The organism is Planctomycetia bacterium, from assembly GCA_021413845.1.
Lineage (GTDB): Bacteria > Planctomycetota > Planctomycetia > Pirellulales > PNKZ01 > PNKZ01.
On record JAIOPP010000021.1, the window covers coordinates 91437 to 109184 of the forward strand.

At 61.7% G+C, this 17748-nt stretch carries 15 protein-coding genes; 8 read left to right on the plus strand and 7 right to left on the minus strand.

Annotated features, from left to right (window positions below):
• Positions 1–113: 113 nt before the first annotated feature.
• Complete coding sequence (gene lpxC, locus K8U03_04585) at positions 114–986, plus strand: UDP-3-O-acyl-N-acetylglucosamine deacetylase (protein ID MCE9604163.1); 873 nt, start codon at positions 114–116, stop codon at positions 984–986.
• Between the two features lie 47 nt (positions 987–1033).
• Positions 1034–2125, plus strand: coding sequence for a Gfo/Idh/MocA family oxidoreductase (locus K8U03_04590; protein MCE9604164.1), 1092 nt, complete (start codon positions 1034–1036; stop codon positions 2123–2125).
• An 18-nt stretch (positions 2126–2143) separates the two neighbouring features.
• Here the strand turns inward: K8U03_04590 and K8U03_04595 are convergent, their stop codons facing one another.
• The 3 genes from K8U03_04595 to K8U03_04605 form a co-directional block, all read right to left on the minus strand.
• Entirely contained in the window at positions 2144–3091 is a 948-nt protein-coding gene (locus K8U03_04595) for an ABC transporter permease (GenBank protein ID MCE9604165.1), read from the minus strand.
• Positions 3092–3152: 61 nt separating this feature from the next.
• Positions 3153–3455 (minus strand): acylphosphatase, encoded by a 303-nt coding sequence (locus tag K8U03_04600; GenBank protein ID MCE9604166.1) that lies wholly within the window; start codon positions 3453–3455, stop codon positions 3153–3155.
• A 154-nt stretch (positions 3456–3609) separates the two neighbouring features.
• Positions 3610–3885, minus strand: a complete 276-nt coding sequence (locus tag K8U03_04605) for a hypothetical protein (GenBank protein ID MCE9604167.1) — start codon at positions 3883–3885, stop codon at positions 3610–3612.
• A 206-nt stretch (positions 3886–4091) separates the two neighbouring features.
• Between K8U03_04605 and K8U03_04610 the strand changes: the two genes are divergently transcribed.
• The 3 genes from K8U03_04610 to K8U03_04620 all read left to right on the plus strand — a co-directional run bounded on the left by K8U03_04610 (position 4092) and on the right by K8U03_04620 (position 8009).
• Complete coding sequence (locus tag K8U03_04610; protein MCE9604168.1) at positions 4092–5279, plus strand: hypothetical protein; 1188 nt, start codon at positions 4092–4094, stop codon at positions 5277–5279.
• Positions 5280–5453: 174 nt separating this feature from the next.
• The gene (locus K8U03_04615) at positions 5454–6212 is read left to right on the plus strand and encodes a TerC family protein (GenBank protein MCE9604169.1); all 759 of its coding nucleotides are present in this window, start codon (positions 5454–5456) and stop codon (positions 6210–6212) included.
• Positions 6213–6356: 144 nt separating this feature from the next.
• Complete coding sequence (locus K8U03_04620; GenBank protein ID MCE9604170.1) at positions 6357–8009, plus strand: hybrid sensor histidine kinase/response regulator; 1653 nt, start codon at positions 6357–6359, stop codon at positions 8007–8009.
• On the opposite strand, the gene K8U03_04625 is transcribed toward K8U03_04620, so the two are convergent.
• Both K8U03_04625 and K8U03_04630 read right to left on the minus strand, forming a co-directional pair.
• Positions 7999–9057 (minus strand): M42 family metallopeptidase, encoded by a 1059-nt coding sequence (locus K8U03_04625; protein ID MCE9604171.1) that lies wholly within the window; start codon positions 9055–9057, stop codon positions 7999–8001. The two genes, K8U03_04620 and K8U03_04625, sit on opposite strands and share 11 nt — an antisense overlap.
• 27 nt (positions 9058–9084) lie before the next feature.
• Positions 9085–10251, minus strand: a complete 1167-nt coding sequence (locus K8U03_04630; GenBank protein MCE9604172.1) for a PLP-dependent aspartate aminotransferase family protein — start codon at positions 10249–10251, stop codon at positions 9085–9087.
• A gap of 133 nt (positions 10252–10384) precedes the next feature.
• On the opposite strand from K8U03_04630, the gene K8U03_04635 reads away from it, so the two are divergent.
• The gene (locus K8U03_04635) at positions 10385–11080 is read left to right on the plus strand and encodes a hypothetical protein (GenBank protein ID MCE9604173.1); all 696 of its coding nucleotides are present in this window, start codon (positions 10385–10387) and stop codon (positions 11078–11080) included.
• 50 nt (positions 11081–11130) lie between these two features.
• Positions 11131–11697 (plus strand): LemA family protein, encoded by a 567-nt coding sequence (locus tag K8U03_04640; protein MCE9604174.1) that lies wholly within the window; start codon positions 11131–11133, stop codon positions 11695–11697.
• Between the two features lie 236 nt (positions 11698–11933).
• Here the strand turns inward: K8U03_04640 and K8U03_04645 are convergent, their stop codons facing one another.
• Entirely contained in the window at positions 11934–12260 is a 327-nt protein-coding gene (locus K8U03_04645) for an HU family DNA-binding protein (protein MCE9604175.1), read from the minus strand.
• Positions 12261–12333: 73 nt separating this feature from the next.
• On the minus strand, positions 12334–12729 hold the full coding sequence (locus K8U03_04650) for a hypothetical protein (protein ID MCE9604176.1): 396 nt from the start codon (positions 12727–12729) through the stop codon (positions 12334–12336).
• 43 nt (positions 12730–12772) lie between these two features.
• Here K8U03_04650 and K8U03_04655 point away from each other — a divergent pair, with 43 nt between their 5' ends.
• On the plus strand, positions 12773–17698 hold the full coding sequence (locus K8U03_04655; protein ID MCE9604177.1) for a PQQ-like beta-propeller repeat protein: 4926 nt from the start codon (positions 12773–12775) through the stop codon (positions 17696–17698).
• Positions 17699–17748 lie beyond the last annotated feature (50 nt).

Genomic DNA, 17748 nt, shown 5'->3' on the forward strand with positions numbered 1-17748 from the left:
GTTGCGACCCTCACGCATCGAGTGCGCAGTCGTTCGCGAAACATGCGAACGACTGCGTCCGATCCGAGGGTGCGCGGCGAAACCTTTCTTCCCGCTAGGCCACCGGTATTCCGATGTACGCACCACGACAACAGCGCACGATCGCCCGATCGGCCGTCGTCGCCGGTTACGGTTATTGGAGCGGTCGCGACGTTCAAGTCGAATTTCGCCCCGCCCCGCCCGACACCGGCGTCACGTTCGTTCGCCGCGACTTAACGCCCGCCGTCCGCATTCGGGCCGCGGTCGACCACAGCATCGACGCCCCTCGTCGCACCGTTCTGCGGAGCGGCGGCGCGGAAGTCGAGATGGTCGAACACATCCTCGCGGCCTTGTTCGGCTTGCATGTCGACAATTGCGAAGTTTGGGTCGATGCACCGGAAATGCCCGGCTGCGACGGCTCGAGCCAAGCCTTCGTCGACGCGCTCACCACGGCCGGCATCGAAACGCAGCCCGCGATGCGCCGCGCCCTCGTGGTGCGCGAAGTGACGCGCCTGGGCGACAAGAACGTCTGGATCGAAGCTCGGCCGAACCCCGCGAACGGCCTTTCGGTCAAGTTTCATCTCGACTACGGGCCGGGCAATTGCGTCGGCGAGCAAACGTTGTCGCTACCGATTACGGTCGATTCGTTTCGTCGCGAGTTGGCTTCGAGCCGCACGTTTTTACTAAAGAGCGAAGCCGATTGGCTGCTCTCGCAAGGGCTCGGCACGCATGTGACCCCGAAGGATTTATTGATCTTCGACGCCGACGGCCCGATCGACAACGAGTTGCGCTATCGCGACGAATGCGTGCGACATAAAGCGCTCGACTTGGTCGGCGATCTGGCTCTGGCCGGATGCGATCTCATCGGACACTTCGTCGCCTATCGCAGCGGCCATCGCTTGAACGCCGATCTCGTTCGCTCGCTGCTGAGCGAAGCGGCTCCGTCGGAGATTCGCCGCAGCGCTTAGCGATGAGCGCCTAGAACAGAGCCTGTACGGATTCGGAGAGTAGCATTATGAAAAAGATTCGCACGGCCGTCGTCGGTGCCGGACATCTCGGCCGCATTCACGCCCGGATCCTTAAGACACTGGGCGACTTCGAGCTCGTCGCCGTGATCGATCCGGTCGAAGCGGCTCGCAACATGGTAGCCGAACAGTTCGGCGTCGCGGTCGACGACGATCATCGCCGCTGGCTCGATCGGGTCGACGCCGTCATCGTCGCCGCGCCGACGAAATTCCATCACGCAGTCACTCGCGATTTTCTCGAAGCGGGCATCCCGGCATTCGTCGAGAAGCCGATTTGCTCCTCGATCGAAGAAGCGGAAGAGCTCGTCGAGTGTGCGATGCTCCGTCGCCTGGCGTTGCAGGTCGGGCATGTCGAACGCTTCAATCCGGCTTGGAATGCGGTTCGGCCGCACCTCAACGCTCCCACGTACATCGAATGCGTCCGCGAAGGGGTGTTCAGCTTTCGCTCGACCGACGTCGGGGTCGTGCTCGATCTAATGATCCACGATATCGACCTCGTGCTCGACTTGGTGAAGTCGCGCGTCGTCGACGTCGAAGCTTGCGGCACGGCACTCCTCGGCTCGCGGGAAGACGTGGCCCATGCGCGCATCCGCTTCGAAAACGGCTGCATTGCCGTGCTGAACGCATCGCGGGTCAGTCATGTCGCCACGCGACAAATGAAAGTTCGCACCGCCGACACCATGGCGACCATCGACTTCAACAGCCGCACCGCTACGATGACGCGCATCCACGAGAGCCTGCTACGGGGCGATCTGGACGTCGAACGGCTCTCGCATGCAGAAAAGCTGCAAGTAAAGGAAGTCTTGCTCACGACGTTGCTCAAGCAAGAGACGCTCGAAGCGGCCCCGCGCGATGCCATCGCCGCGGAACTGCAGGACTTCAGCGAAGCGATTCGGACGGGCCGCCGCCCGACCGTGTCCGGCATCGACGGCTTGGAAGCGCTGCGAGTCGCGACGAAGGTCGTCGCTGCGATCCAAGGCCCGCAAGAAATGCCGACGCGCGAGACGAAGCCGAAGATCCTTACCGGCCCGCACTGGCACCTGCGCAGCAACGCGACGATGCCGCGGCGCGAAGCGGGCTAGGGTTCTTTCGACGCACGGCTACGCTAAGTCGCGGTCTTCGAACATCAGCAGCGACACTAAGAGCATGATGCCGGTGTAGAGGGCGCAGTAGAGCGTGGCCCAACCGAGATACGTGCCCCATTGCGCCACGGTGAGCACGGAGTCGCGGCCGGAGGCGATCGCGGCCTGAATGTTGAAGTGCTCGAGCACCGGCAGCAGCGTCGACAGAAATTGGCCGACGAACGCCACGATCGGCAGCTTCCCGATCGACGATTGCACCAACAGCGGTGTCATGTGGCCGACGACGTAGATCGTCGCGCAGATCAGCATGTTCGGGACCATCGCCAGGCGCGTGCTGATGGCGACGCTGATCGCCGTCATGACGATCGTTTCCAAGAAGCAGAGAAAGAGCGCCGGCGCGGTTTGAATCATCTCCGCTTGGCAGGCCATCCAGGCGGGGTCGGGCAACGAATTCTCGCGGGCCTCGAACTTCACCTTGTAGCTCGTCATCGCGAGAAAGAACGCTCCCATGATGATGTAATAGATCACGACCGGCATCAGCACGCCGAGCATCTTGCCGACGACGAACTCGCGCCGGCCGATCGGCTTCGAGAGGACCGTGAGCGCCGTACGACCGTCGACTTCTTCCGAAATCGAAACCGCGGCCGACGAGACCGCCAGAATGATCGAGAGGACCAGGATCATCATGAGCCCGGTGTCTTTCATCATCTTCAAGTCGTCGCCGAACGTGCTATAGGGCAAGAAGGCGGAGAAGCCGACGAGGAGAATTCCGAAGAAGATCACGGCGAAGAACAAGCTTTGCGAGACGCACTCTTTCGCCGTCGTGCGCACGACCGCTTCCACGCGCGGAAACAGCACGTACAGCAGGCGCCGGAAGCTCCACAACAGCGCAAGCTGCACCAACACGCCGGCGACGACGATCCACAGCGGGACGATCCAGTTGTACCAAACGCCGAACAAGATCATGGTTCTTAGTCTCGGTTGTGTTTATCCGCCCAGTGCCATCGAAAACCAGCGCCATCGAAAACTAGTGCTTGATCGAAAAGTCGGGGAATTCCGCCGCGGCGGCGACCGGCTCTTCGATGTCGATCGCGGTGATGTTGCGCTTCATCGTCTCGCCGAGCGCACAACAAAACCGCTCGACTTCGTCGGCCGCTCCTTCGGCAACCATCAGGACGCGGCCGTCGTCCAAGTTTTGCACGAAGCCGGTCACGCGAAAGCGGGCCGCCGTCTCGTGGGCCGTGAAGCGAAAGCCGACCCCTTGCACTCGGCCCGTGTAGCGAACCGTTTGCCGAATGGCTTCATTCGCGGTCGTTCTGTGTTCCGTCATCCTAGCGTCCTTACGTCGCGGCTCCGGACTGGTTGTCCGTTCTTTCGCAATCTATCCCCTGCGGTCGGTCGTAGACCAGGGGCGGCGCAGGGTTCTAACCGAACACTAACAAAACGGCCGGGGCAACCACGCTCCGCTCGCCATTTCCGCCGGTTTAATTCAGCACGACTTCTTCGAGCAGGCAGATCGCCGTCAGTTCGGCTCGCACGACCCACACTCGCTCTCGATTCACCGCCACGCCATGCTCGCGGCAGCGCACGATATATTGCTCGCGCGTCATGGTCGGCGTATCGCGTAGGTCGTGCGCATCGGCCTGGCGCAACACGACGAACTCGCCGTCGGCCGATTCCAGGTCGCCGATGTAGATGAACGACGTCTTCAGATCGAGCACGACGGTCCGGCCGGATAAGGTTTCGATGCCGCTCGTCATGACGATGTTTTAACCTGCACGAAGAAACGGAAAAGTCGAAGCCTAGGCCATCGCGAAAGCAACCGGCCGGGGATGCCGGCAGCCCCTTGCTACCTTAAGTTCTCGACACCTTCGCGACAACCGGCAGTCGGTCGAAGTAGCTTTGCGCAAGTTCGATTATGCGCCGATCTTGACCGCCCTGGACGTTTCTTCTACCGTCCCGCTCTATGCCGCAAATTAGTTCACTTCTTCGGATCAGCCTCATCGCCGCGACGTTGGCCGGCTCGGTGGCGCACGCGCAATCGGGCCCTCCGACGGCGGCCGCCAACCCGATGATGGGAACGGTCGACGGCCTGCTGCTGCTGAAGAACGGCGAGACGCTCGAAGGGCGGATCTCGCGCTCGGGCGACTATTACCTGCTCATCACGCCGACCGCGGAAATCCAAGTTCGCATTCGGGAAGTGGAAGCGGTTTGTCGCGACCTCGAAGAAGTGTTCGCCAAGAAACTGTCGCTCGTCAACGCCCGGAGCGCCGACTCTTATCTCGCACTCGCGCAGTGGTGCATCGATCGAGGATTGTACGGCCATGCGGCCCGCGCCCTTACCGACGCGATCCGCCTCGACGATCTTCATCCGCGCATCGCGCTGCTCGAGCGCCGAATGCAGGCCGCGATGTCGACGCCGCGCGCCGTGCCCACGCCGCCGAAGCCCGTTGCGCCGGCGTTCAACGACGAAGAACTCGATCGTGCGGCGAAAAGTATCGGCGCGGAGTCGCTGCATGAATTCACGGTTCGTGTGCAACCGCTGTTGATGAACTACTGTGCGACCGCGGGCTGCCACGGCCCACGCCCCGCGTCGACGTTTCACTTGGAACGAGCTTACCTCAACGAACGAACCGACCCGCGGACGGTGCGGGCGAACTTGCACGCGACGTTGAAACAAATCGATCGAGCGCAACCGAACAAGAGCCCGCTGCTGAATGTTCCGCTGACGGCGCACGGCGGGTCGAAGAAGCCGATCTTCAACGCACACAACGCAGAACATTTCCGGTCGCTGGCCGGCTGGGCGGCGCGTCTGCCGACGCAACGCAACGGGGTTCCCGTGCCGACGTCGGCCGATGTCGTGAGCGCGACGAATACCCTGCAACAACGGCTACCGATCGCGCCGCCGTCGACTCCGGCCACGACTGCTTCGGCCATGGATTCATCGGACCCGGCGAAGCTCAAAACGGCCGTGACGTTGGATGCCGCCGGAGCCGCGATTCCGCTGCCGATCGGGCCTTCGCCGGCGCCTACGACAAGCAGCTCGCCGACGAATGGACCAGCTACCAATGGGCCGCCGGCCAATTCGCCGGCCGGGATCGATCCGTTCGATCCCGACTTATTCAATCGGCGTCGCGAAGCGGAAAAGAAGTAGCCGGCGGGGACCTTCGTCGACTTCGGCACCGTGCGGTCGGCCGCCGTCAGGCTATCCAGTGCGGCGAGCGTTCGCTAAGGTCTGAGAACTACGCGGCGAACCTCTCTGCAGTGAACTTCTCTGCGGCAGCCGAACGGGCGAACGACGCGGAACCACGTTTTCCGAGAACTTACGATGGCTTGGATCTCCGACCCGGCGATTTGGATCGCCTTTCTCACCCTCACGATTCTCGAAATCGTGCTGGGGATCGACAACATCATTTTCATCTCGATCCTCGCGGGCAAGCTCCCTGCCGAGCAGCAAGGGCGGGCCCGCGTCACGGGGCTGATGCTCGCGACCGTGACGCGCGTCATGCTGTTGCTCGCGCTCGCTTGGCTCGTGCATCTCACGGATCCGCTATTCAAGGTCTTCGGCCATGAAATCTCCGGGCGCGATCTGATTCTGATTATCGGCGGGCTGTTCCTCGTCGGCAAAAGCACGCACGAAATTCATGAGAAGCTCGAAGGGGACGACGACCACGACTTCGTCGGTCGCAAGCCGTCGTTCCGAAGCGTGATCGTGCAGATCCTGTTGCTCGATATCGTCTTCTCGCTCGATTCCGTCATCACGGCGGTCGGCATGGTCGAACACGTCGGGGTGATGATCGCGGCCGTGATCGCGGCGATCGGCGTGATGCTGTTCGCGGCTCCCGCCATCAGCCGGTTCGTCGAAAAACATCCGACCGTGAAGATGCTGGCCCTGTCGTTCTTGCTGCTCATCGGCGTGACCCTCATCGCCGAAGGGTTCGACCAACATGTCTCGAAGGGGTATATCTACTTCGCGATGGGGTTCAGCATCTTCGTCGAACTATTGAACCAGCGGCTGACGAAGGCCGGCACGAAACCGGTCCGGCTGCACTCCAAAATCGACGACCCTTCGATCGCCGACTCGTAAAACATGCGGTTTGCCGCGACAAGTTGTCGTCCTGAACCGATTTACGAGCGAGGGTGCTACTCGGAATCGGTGCCGCAAGCTATCATCTTAAGGTTCCGCCTCATTGAGGGTCTTGAGGCTACTCGTACCTTTCGGAAGACGAGAATGAACCGGCATTTAGGTTCGCTGAAACTGTCTGCCGAGTCCGACGAAGCGCTCTCGGGCACTTACGTGCCGCGCTCGAAGCTGATTACGTGGCTAGCGAATCATTCGGACTCCGCGAACCAAAGATCGGCGCTGCGGCGCTACGGCACCGCCGCCGCCGCGATCGCCACGGCGTTTACCATCCGGTCTCTGCTCGAGCCTTATCTCGCCGGGCGCGTTTCTTACGGCTTCTTTCTGGTCGCCACGGTGTTCGTCGCGTGGCGTTGCGGCTTGGTCCCCGCCCTCGCATCGGCCGCCATCGGCGCGCTGTTGGGGAACTATTACTTCGAGTCTCCGGCCGATACTTTTTCGCTCGGGTTCTCTCCAAGCCTCTTCTCGTTTTCGGTCAGCCTGACGATCGGCGTCGTGACGGCGTTCGTGTGTGAATCGTTGCGGGCCGCGGCGATCGAAAACGGACGCCTCTACCGCCTCGCGCGCCAAGCAGACGCGCGTAAAGACGAGTTCCTCGCCATGCTCGCGCACGAGTTGCGCAACCCGATGGCCCCGTTGCGCAACGCTTTGTATCTGCTCGACGCCATCGGGCCGCACGAGCGCCAAGTCGAGCAGTTGCATCGGCTCATCGGAACCCAGGTGGCGCATTTGGTGCGCCTCGTCGACGACTTGCTCGATGTTTCGCGAATCACTTTAGGAAAAATCGATCTCCAGATCGAACGGGCGGAGTTCGGCAAGATCGTCGACTCGGCGATCAACGCCGTGCGACCGCTCATCACCGAGAAGCAACAAGACCTCCGGATTCGGTTGCCGGCCGAGAAGATCTACTTGAGCGCGGATGCGATGCGGCTGACGCAGGTCTTCACGAATCTCCTGCACAACGCGATGAAATTCACGGAGCCGACCGGCCGCATCTGGCTGACCGTCGAGACCACGCCGACGCTGCTCACGCTCCGCGTGCGCGACACGGGAGTCGGCATGACCGCCGACGAACTGACGCGTGCGTTCGACTTATTCGAGCAAGCGCACAACACGGTCGATCAAGCCAAGGGAGGCCTCGGCATCGGCCTAACGCTGGCCCGCAGCCTAGTCGAAATGCATGAAGGAACGATTTCGGCCGACAGCCCCGGCCCGAACTTAGGGACCGAGATCACGGTGCGGCTGCCGATCAAATCGCCCCCGCAAGATTCTTACGATTTAGAGTCGGACTCCGTGCCGCTGACGCCCGAGTTCCACCGCGACATGGTCGAGAGCGTGGAAGCCGGCGACGCTCGGCAACATCTCAAAGTCGTGGTGATCGACGACGTCGCGGCGACCGCATCGATCATGGCGAAGCTGCTGTTGTTTTGGAACCACGAAGCGAAAGTCTGCCACGACGGATTCGCAACCCTCGAAACGATCCGCACGTTCAAGCCGGACGTCGTGCTGACCGACATCGGCTTGCCGCAGATGAACGGTTATCAACTCGCGGAAGAGATCCGCCGCCTCCCCGGCTTGAGCGATGTGACGATCATCGCGATCAGCGGCTACGGCCAAGCCTCGGACATTCAACGCTCGCGCGCCGCCGGCTTGGCCTATCACCTGACGAAGCCGATCGATCCCGTGGAGCTGAAAGCCATTCTCGAAGGGCTCAAGCCGGCCGGCGTCAACGTTACGGAATGAAATCTTCGTCGGCTTGAAGATCGCAAGCGAAAGCCGCGAGCAAGTCGGCCGCGCGATCGATATCGTCGAGCGAGATTACTTCCACCGGGCTGTGCATGTAGCGATTTGGAATGCTGACGAGTCCCGTCGCCACACCGCCGCGCGAAGTTTGCATGACGTTGGCATCGGTCCCGGTAGCACGACCCGACGCGGCGGGCTGGTAGACGATGCCCGACGCTTCGGCGATCTTCATCAACCGCTCGACGACCACGGGGCTCATGTTCGGCCCGCGAAACACGACCGGACCGGCGCCGACTTTGATATCGCCGTCTTGCTTCTTATCCATCGTCGGGCAATCGGTGGCGTGAGTCACATCGACCGCGATCCCGACATGCGGGTCGACGGTGTAGGTGCTGGTTTGCGCCCCGCGCAGGCCGATCTCTTCGGCTACGGTCGAAACGGAATACAGCGCACAATTGAGCGACTTTTGCGACGCGCGGCGGAAGGCCTCCATCACGACCCACAGGCCGGTTCGGTTGTCCATCGCCGTCGACGACGCGAGATTGTTGAGCATCGGACGGAAGCCGAGCTCCATCGTGATCGGGTCGCCGATCTTCACGTGCGAGGCGGTCTCTTCTTTGTTCTTTGCACCGATGTCGATCCACAGATCCTTCACTTTCACCGCGACGCGCCGTTCTTCATCGCTCAGCAGATGGATCGGCTTGCGCGCCGTGACGCCGTTGAGCGGGCCGGTCGACGTCCACACGACGAGCTTCTGACCGATGAGCACTTGCGGATCCCAGCCGCCGATCGTCGCGGCGTAGATAAAACCTTCGGCGTCGATGTAGTTCACCAGCATGCCGATCTGATCGCAGTGGCCGGCGAACATCAGCCGCAACGGCGCTTGCTTGTTCTTCACCGCATAGACGTTGCCGTGGCGATCGGTCGAAACTTCATCCGCGAACGAAGCCATGTACTTGCGCACGACCGCTTGCACCGGCTGCTCGAAGCCGGAAGGGCTCGGAGCGTCGAGAAGTTGTTTGAAGAAGTCGAGGGCGGAAGAGTCCATGAGGGATCGGGGGGCAGGGGTCGGGGGTCAGTTTAGGAGGGCGTTGAGCGCTTGATCTAAATCTTGTTTCAAGTCGTCGAAGTGTTCTAGGCCGACGGAAAGGCGAATGAGGCCGTCGGTGATTCCGTGCTTCAGGCGATCGGCCGGGGCGTAGCTGGCGTGCGACATGCTCGCCGGTTGCTCGATGAGCGACTCGACCGCGCCGAGGCTCACCGCGAGTTGAAAGAGCTTCGTCGACTCGCAAACTTGCTTGACTTGCGCAAACGTGCCGGCGGCTTCGAACGTGAGCATCGCACCGTAGCCGTCGTGCATTTGCTTCGCGGCGATCGCATGGCCGGGATGGCTCGACAGGCCCGGATAGAAGACGCGCGCCACGCGAGGATCGGCCGCGAGAAACTCGGCGAGGCGTTGGGCCGTGCGGCTTTGCTCGCGCACGCGCAGTTCGAGCGTCTTGAGCCCTCGCGAACAAAGGAACGCCTCGAACGGCCCCATCACGGCCCCGGTCGCGTTCTGGTTGAAATAGAGCCGCTTGAAGAGCTCCGGATCGCGCACCACGAGCGCTCCGCCGAGCAAATCGCTATGGCCGCCGAGATACTTCGTGGCCGAATGCATCACGATGTCGACGCCGAGCTCGAGCGGCCGCGTGAGGACCGGCGTGGCGAACGTGCTGTCGATGCCGACCAGCGCCCCATGGCGATGCGCAATCTCGGCGCAAGCCGCGATATCCGAGATCGACATCAGCGGATTGCCGGGACTTTCCAGCCAGAGCAGCTTCGTCTGCGGCGTGAAGGCGCGCTCTAAGGCCGCGAGATCGGTCGTGTCGACGAGCGACGTCGTGATGCCCGACCGATCGACGATCTTGTGCAACAAGCGATAAGTGCCGCCGTAGATATCGGCCCCGGCGACGACATGCTCGCCGCTTGCCAGCAGCATCATCACGCAATGAGTCGCCGCCATGCCCGAGGCGAAAGCCAGCGCTCCGCAGCCCGACTCGAGCGAGGCGAGCGTGGTCTCGAAGGCCTTGCGCGTCGGATTGCCGGAGCGCGAATAATCGAACTCGCGCCACTCGCCGGCATGGTGTTGCACGAACGTACTGGCAATATGAATCGGCGGCACCACAGCCCCGGTCGCCGGATCGTTGTCTTGGCCGACGTGAATCGCGCGGGTGCGGAAAGACCAGTCTCGTTCGTCCATCGATAACCACACATTTCTAAAAAACAGTCGCTTCACTTGCCGTTCGTTTGTACCCTATTCGCGTCAACCTTCCAATCGGCCTGAGCGGATTCAGCCTCCGCAGCCCTACGCCACATGATCGAGCCGGCAACCCATGTTCGAAAACGGATTCGTCTTCATATTCGTGCTCTTCTTCCTCTTCGTCATCGGGATTGGGATCTGGGCCTATCGAGCGAACATGAAGCGCATGGCGGCCCTGCGCCTGTGGGCTGCCGAGCGGCGCTTTCGTCTTTCCGAAACGAAGAATCGAGGCTTGGAACTTCGCTTCCCGGAGTTCGCCTGCCTGCGCGAAGGAAGCCGGCGGTACGGCGAAAACGTGCTCGAAGGAACCTTTCGCGAGCGAAGCTTCACGGCGTTCGAGTACCACTACGAAACCTACTCGACCGATAAAGACGGCAAGACGCAAACGAACCATCACAGCTTTGCGGTGGTCGTCGTCGAGTCGCCGCTGCGGCTCAAGCCTCTTTGGATTCGCCGGGAAAATTTCTTCGATAAGATCGGCAGTTTCATCGGCTTCGACGACATCAATTTCGAATCGGGAGAATTCAGCAGACGCTACCATGTGTCGGCACAGGATCGTCGCTGGGCCTTCGATGTGTTGCATCAACATGCCATCGAGTTTCTACTGCAAGCGCCGGACAAACTCTCGCTGGAAATGCAAGCGACCGGGGTGATGGGTCGAGGCGTTCGCCCGACTCCCGACGAATACGAAGCGAGCTTGAACACGATCGTCGGGCTATTGGAAATGCTGCCGCGCTCCGTGATCGAGGAATTGAAAGACGGCCGGTAATCGCTCCCCGCCATTCGCATTGCAGTTTCCCAACTCGGATAACACCCCTTATGACTAGCGACGTCACGACCTGGATCTTCGGCGGCCTCCTGCTGCTCATCGCGATTTGGGTCGCCGTGCTCTACAACGGCCTCGTGCGGCACGTGAACTACTGCAAAGACTCGTGGGCCGATATCGATACGGAGTTGAAGCGCCGTCACGACTTGATTCCGAATCTCGTGGAGACGGTGCGGGGCTATGCCCAGCACGAAGAGCAATTGCTCGCGCGTGTCACGGCGGCCCGCAACGCGGCGGCGTCGAACGACGGCCCGGCGCGAAGCCACGCCGTCGACGAGACGGCGTTATCGGGCGAAGTGCGCCGGTTGGTCGCAGTGGCGGAGCGGTATCCGGATCTCAAAGCCGACCGCAACTTTCTGGAATTGCAAACGGAGCTGACCACCACGGAAGACCGCATTCAGCGGGCACGCCGTTTCTACAATGCCAACGTGCGCGATCTGAACACGCGCGTCGAAGTGATTCCGTCGAACATCGTCGCCGGGATGTTCGGCTTCACGCGGCGCGACTATTTCGAGATCGAATACGCCGCTGAACGCGAAGCACCGCGCGTGAGCGTGTGAACCGGCGCAAACAAAAACGCCTCGAACCGAAAACGATTCGAGGCGTTTGAGTTTTTGTGAGCTTCGTCGCCGAGACTTCTACAAGCCGGGCCGGTCGTCGAAAGGGCCACCTGCGACGACTTCTCGGCCCGCACCTCTCCGGAGTCGAACGGTAAGCTTGTGTCGCGCGGTAGGTCGGCGATCCGATTCCTACTTCGCGAAGCCGAACCGTGCGTGCAACGACTTAACGGCGAACCTTACTTGACCATGTCCTTCAAGGTCTTCAGGGCGACGATGCGCACCTTGTTGTAAGCAGGCTTGGCGGGAATGTCGCGGGTTTCGCCTGGCTTGAACGGATTCGGAACGTTCTTCTGAGCCGGACGAGCGGCAACCTTCTTCTTGTTGATCTTGAGCAAACCGCCCGGGAGCTTGAAGACGCCGGCACCCTTGGTGACGTTCTTCTTGATCTCGGCGCCGAGTGCGTCGAAGACGGCGGCCACTTGCTTCTTGGTCAGACCGGTGGCGGTCGCCAAGTTGTTCAGAACTTCACTTTGCGTGGGAGCCTTTACGGTGGTCTTCGCCATGATTGGGTGTCCTCCTTGGAGATGAAACGGGGATGAATGATTTTGTCCGTCCGAATGTTGGGACCGGGAAGATTTATAACTTGCCCGGAGAAAAATCAATCCAAAAACCCGGGAAATACGGTGCATTTGTCAAATTGAGGTCGAAAAACCTCGGGAAACAACGAAGTTCGCCCCTCTCAGACCGGCTCGCGCAGCCGCCACGCGAAAGCGGTGGGCACCATTTCGAGTTGGTTTCGGATCGTTTTGCATCTGCGACACGCTGTGCGACTTCACCGCGCTGCGCAGCGAACAGCGCACTGAACAGCGCGACGAACTCTGCGGCGAACTTCGCAACGACGCGCCACGTATACCGGATTTGCTTGTCCGTAGTTTTGACACGGTGTAAGATATTGAAATATCGGCGCTTAGAGCTTTTTGGCACCGGTGAATACGTCGAAAGCTCGCGTTCGGCGAGAGCGGTCTTGCGCAAGACGGTTGCGAAGATGCGGCGATCATCTCAGGAGGGAACTTGAATGAAGACGAAGCATCGTTCGAACATTCGGCACGCGCGATCGAGCCTGATTGCCGGGGCCGCGCTGCTCCTCTTCGGCCTCAATTTCAGCCTCAACGCGAACAGTGTCCTCAGCCCTAACACTGCCACGGGGCAAGAAACCACTCCGAAAAAAGCCGCGGAAGCGCCGGCTGCGGAGAAGCCCGCGGAAAAGCCAACTGAAAAGCCTACCGAGAAGAAGCCCGAAGCCCCCGCCCCGGCGAAGCCCGCCGTTGCGGCTCCGGCGCAAATGCAGATCCAAGTGCAAGGGGGTGCCGGCGGGGTCATCATTCAGGGCAACGTGCAAGTCAAAGGGAACGTGCAGATCAACGGCGGCAAGGTCGTCGTCAACGGCAACGCCTTCGCCGTGAATGCCGATGGCACGACGACGCCCGAAGACACCGTGTTTCGCGATCCGCCCCGTCCGCTGTTGCAACGCTTCAAGCGGAGCGAAACGCTCATCGAAGAGAAGCGGTACGCGGAAGCGGTCGAAGAACTCGGCGAAATCCTCGAAGAGCCGGAAGACTATTCGTACAACTTCGATAACGAAGGCTCGACCCGTCGGAGCCTGAAAGGGGAAGCGCTGCGCCGCATCGGAGCGCTGCCGGACGAAGGGCGCGCCGCCTACGAATTGCAGTACGGCGCAAAGGCCAAGCAGTTGCTCGAGAAAGCGATTCAAACCGGCGACGAGCGCGGGCTCGCCGAGGTCTCACGGCGCTACTTCCACACCACGGCCGGATACCAAGCGACTTACTTGCTCGGCATGCACCATCTCGACCACGATCGGCCGCTCGCCGCGGCGTTGAGCTTGCGGCGGTTGAAGGACGTGGCGAACGTCGCCACGCAGTACGAACCGGAACTCTCGCTGAAGCTCGCCACGAGTTGGGCCCGCGCCGGTGCCGCGTTCAACGCCACGAGCGTCCTAACGGCGGCGAAGCAAAACTTCCCGAGCGCCGAATTCGCCGTCGCCGGAGAATCGCGGCGCTGGTTCGGCCGGTTGGAACAACCGATGGATTGGCTTGCCAAAAGCACGCTCGCTGCGATTCCCTCCGCAATCGACGCGACGGCGCGCATCGCGCAATGGGCCGTGTATCGAGGCGATGCGGCGCGCAACGCCGCCGGAACCGGCGGGAGCCCACTGTTGAATCGGCGTTGGGCCGTGCCGTTTGCGAATCATCCCGATATCGAGAAGCTCATCGAAAGCCTGCGCAAGTCGCACAACGAACGGGATCTCGCGTTGCTCCCCGCTACGCATCCGCTCGCCGTCGACGACGTCGTGCTGATGCGCAGCCTGACCGGCCTTACGGCGGTCGACTTCCGCACCGGCAAGCGCATCTGGCACGGAGCCGGCGACGAATACGCGGAAGGCCTACTTGCGAACAACTCCCTCTCCGCGAATCGCCAAGATCAGCAGCCGAGCCCGTTGGCGATGCTGGTCGATGAGCGATTGTGGCGTGATGCGGCCTACGGCATTTTCAGCAGCGATAGTAGTCGGGCCTACTGCGTCGAAGATCAGAGCAACCAGCAGCAAGACGCTCAAGTTCAGCGCATGGTCATTCAAGCCGGCGGCCGGCGCATCTCCGGCATGGGGAACATTCCCTCCTCCAATCGCCTCGCGGCTTACGAACTTGCCAGCGAAGGAAAGCTCGTCTGGGAAATCGGCGGGCCGTACGGCATGCAAGACCCGAACCTAGCCGACACGTTTTTCCTCGGCGCTCCTTTGCCGCTCGGCGATCGGCTTTATGTCTTGGCCGAGACGAAAGGGGAGATCCGGTTGATCGTGCTGCATGCCGCGACGGGCAAGTTCGATTGGGCGCAACAACTGGCCGTCGCCAACGAAGCGGCCGATATGAATCTCCGCCGGACCTGCGGGCTCTCCCCTTCGTATTCCGACGGCGTTCTCATCTGCCCGACCGCGCTCGGAGCGATCGTCGCCGTCGACGTGAACGACCGTTCGCTCCTATGGGGTTTCCAATATCCTCGCGCCGGCATCAGCACGCGCAACCAAGTCTTCATGGCTTGGCAAATGAACGGCCGAAGCACGCCGACCGACAACACCGATGGGAGCGCGATCGTCGTCGCGACGAGCGCCGTCGTCGCCTACGATCTCGCCGACGGTAAACAAAAATGGTCGGCCTCGTTACCCGAAGCCGCGAAGCCGAGCGGCCGCGGGTTCTTCAACGGCAAACTCTTGTTCTTGCCGCTGTCGTCGGCCGAAGTCGCCTCGCTCGATATCGAGGCGGGTCTCTTTACGGCCCGCAGCAAGTCCCGCTCGGCGAACGTGCCGGGCAATCTAATTTGCTATCGCGGCGCGGTGATCTCGCAAGGGACCGGCGGTCTCGAATGCTTCTTCCAATTGGAAGACCTGCGGAAGGAAGTGAAAGACAAACTCGCGGCGACTCCGGAAGATCCGGCCGCGCTGACATCGAGCGGCGAGCTGCTGCTGGACGAAGGCAAAGTCGCCGAAGCGATCGACGTGCTGCGCAGCGCCTACCGCAAGAAAGAAGATCCTCGCACGCGCGATCTCTTCCTCGATGCGCTCTTGGAAGGGCTCGCCTCCGGTCTCGCCGCGAACACGGCGAACCTCGCCGACCTGGAAGCGCTCGCCATCGGCTCCGGCAAGGAAGAGGCCTACTACCGTCAACGCGCCCTGGCCCATGAGAAGGCCGGCGACAAACTCAAGGCGTTGGAGCAATACCTGAGGCTCGTCGACGGCGCCAAGCTGTCGGATGATACGCTGCGTACTTCCGCGAACCTGATCTCGATCAGCCGGCCGCGCTGGATTCGGGCCCGGCTCGATGCCTTCGCTTCGTCGAAAGACGATCCGGCGCTCGTGACCGCGCTGCAACAAGAGATCGAACGTCGCCGCACGGCCGCGCTCGCCTCCGACGACGTGGCGCAAATGCGCCGCTTCCTCGACTACTTCGGCGACCACGCGGCGGCCGATGCTTTGCGCATCAAGCTCTCCGGACGCTTGGTTCAGACCGACGCCTTGCTCGAAGCCGAGAACTTGTTGCGGGCCGTCGTGAAGTCGACCGATGCCGCGCTGGCCCGCGAAGCGACCGCGCGGCTCGCGCGCTTGCTCGTCGAAAAAGGACGACGGGACGATGCCTCGGTCTACCTCGAACGCTTGACCGGCCCCTGGGCTACCGAGATTTGTCTGGAAGAGAAGAACGGCCGCGACTTCGTCGCCGCGCTGCTCGGCGCCGATGCCGGAAAAGCGACCACCGCGCACGACTGGCCGAACGGCAAGGTCGACGTTTCCGAAGTTCGCGCGCAAACGGGGGTTTCGTTCCGCACGTTCCCCCTGGAGTTCCGCGGCGAGCGGGGGCCGTATTTCGGCCGCTCGGTGATCGAGATGGATCAGCCGCAACAGGCCCTCGTCGGACATGATGAATACGGCATCGAGCGGTGGCGCGTCTCGCTGAGCGAGCCGAGCCGGCGTGGGATCAATCAGGTCAACCCGATGGTGAGCCACATTCGGGCCGACGGCCATCTGATCGTCGTCTCCGTGGGGCATGAACTCATCGCGATCGACACGCTCGGCACCGGCGGGCGCGGCACCAGCAAAGTGCTCTGGCGGCAAGACCTGACGGAAACGCTGCCGGGCATGGGAAACAACTTCATTCAACAAGTCCATCTGCGCAACGTGCAGATGAACTGGGGCGTGCAACGCTTCTTCGCACAAACTCCCGACGGCAACCCGATCGGCATGTCGGGCCCGGCGACGTTGCGCTACGTTTCGTTCTTGCGACGCAAGGCGCTGCACGTGGTCGACCCCTTGACCGGCAAGACGCTCTGGATCCGGCACGATATCGACCCGGCTGCCGAGATTTTCGGCGACGAAGAGTTCCTGTTCGTTTCGCCCCCCAACAGCGACCAAACGCTCGTGCTGCGCGCGTCGGACGGCGAGCAAGTGAAGATCGTGTCGCTGCCGAAGGTCGAAGAACGGGTCGCTGCGTACGGTCGGAAGTTGTTGAGTTGGAGGCTCGAAGCCGGCAAGCCGCAGTTGGCGCTGCGCGACATGTTCACCGAAGAGACGCTCTGGAAGCATCAATACACCGTCGGTGCGAAGCTCTGGCCGCTCGGCACCGACGAAGTCGGCGTGATGGATCGCAAAGGGGCGTTTCAGATCGTGGCGACGAACGACGGTTCGCATCGCCTGCAAGCGACGGTTCCGGCGGAACAAAACCTTTCCGAGATCTACGTCTTCCGCGCTCCCGGCAGCTATTTGCTGCTCACGAACGGCCCGCATCGCCAGCGCGACGGCGTGAACATCCAAGCCGTGCCGGGCGGGTTCAACAATCCGCTTATCAACGGCAACCTCTACGGCTTCGACCGGAAAACGCAAAAGCAACTCTATCAAACGCGCATCGAGGCCTACGGCTTAACCCTGCATCAGCCGGAAGGAATTCCGATGATGGTCTTCGCGTCGCAGATTTACGAGAACCCGCGCAACGGTCAAGTTCGTCCGCCGCAAGCGGTGATGCTCTGCATCGACAAGCGAACCGGTCGCGTGCTCTACGACAAACGCCTCACCGCGCCGATCAACATGATCGATCTCGTCGGCGAGCCGGAGAAGAACGCCGTCGTGTTGAAGACGATGCGCAACACGATGCGGTTCACGTTCAGCGAAGAGCCGTGGTCCGATCCGATCACGCAACCGGATCCGAGCTATAAGGGAATCGGAGCCAAACCGGAGCCCGGGCCGGCAAACGTCGGCAAGGCGCTCGGCGAATCGGCCGAAGGGCTCGGCAAAGTGCTGCGCGATGCCCAGAAGGAACTCGACAAGCTGCCGAAAGCAACGGGCACGGCAAACAACGCCAAGCCGGCAGGCAATGTGAAACCGGCGGACGGGCCGAAGCCATCCGGCTCCGGTACCGCCCCGATACCGGCGAAAAAGGAATAACATGAACTCACGGATGCTGAAATCGTTCGTCGTGATCGTTGCGATCGGGG

Bases quoted from the DNA above. Each gene is read 5' to 3' on its own strand.
- lpxC (MCE9604163.1), top strand. From the start codon at position 114: ATGTACGCACCACGACAACAGCGCACGATCGCCCGATCGGCCGTCGTC.
- K8U03_04590 (MCE9604164.1), top strand. From the start codon at position 1,034: ATGAAAAAGATTCGCACGGCCGTCGTCGGTGCCGGACATCTCGGCCGC.
- K8U03_04595 (MCE9604165.1), bottom strand. From the start codon at position 3,091: ATGATCTTGTTCGGCGTTTGGTACAACTGGATCGTCCCGCTGTGGATC.
- K8U03_04600 (MCE9604166.1), bottom strand. From the start codon at position 3,455: ATGACGGAACACAGAACGACCGCGAATGAAGCCATTCGGCAAACGGTT.
- K8U03_04605 (MCE9604167.1), bottom strand. From the start codon at position 3,885: ATGACGAGCGGCATCGAAACCTTATCCGGCCGGACCGTCGTGCTCGAT.
- K8U03_04610 (MCE9604168.1), top strand. From the start codon at position 4,092: ATGCCGCAAATTAGTTCACTTCTTCGGATCAGCCTCATCGCCGCGACG.
- K8U03_04615 (MCE9604169.1), top strand. From the start codon at position 5,454: ATGGCTTGGATCTCCGACCCGGCGATTTGGATCGCCTTTCTCACCCTC.
- K8U03_04620 (MCE9604170.1), top strand. From the start codon at position 6,357: ATGAACCGGCATTTAGGTTCGCTGAAACTGTCTGCCGAGTCCGACGAA.
- K8U03_04625 (MCE9604171.1), bottom strand. From the start codon at position 9,057: ATGGACTCTTCCGCCCTCGACTTCTTCAAACAACTTCTCGACGCTCCG.
- K8U03_04630 (MCE9604172.1), bottom strand. From the start codon at position 10,251: ATGGACGAACGAGACTGGTCTTTCCGCACCCGCGCGATTCACGTCGGC.
- K8U03_04635 (MCE9604173.1), top strand. From the start codon at position 10,385: ATGTTCGAAAACGGATTCGTCTTCATATTCGTGCTCTTCTTCCTCTTC.
- K8U03_04640 (MCE9604174.1), top strand. From the start codon at position 11,131: ATGACTAGCGACGTCACGACCTGGATCTTCGGCGGCCTCCTGCTGCTC.
- K8U03_04645 (MCE9604175.1), bottom strand. From the start codon at position 12,260: ATGGCGAAGACCACCGTAAAGGCTCCCACGCAAAGTGAAGTTCTGAAC.
- K8U03_04655 (MCE9604177.1), top strand. From the start codon at position 12,773: ATGAAGACGAAGCATCGTTCGAACATTCGGCACGCGCGATCGAGCCTG.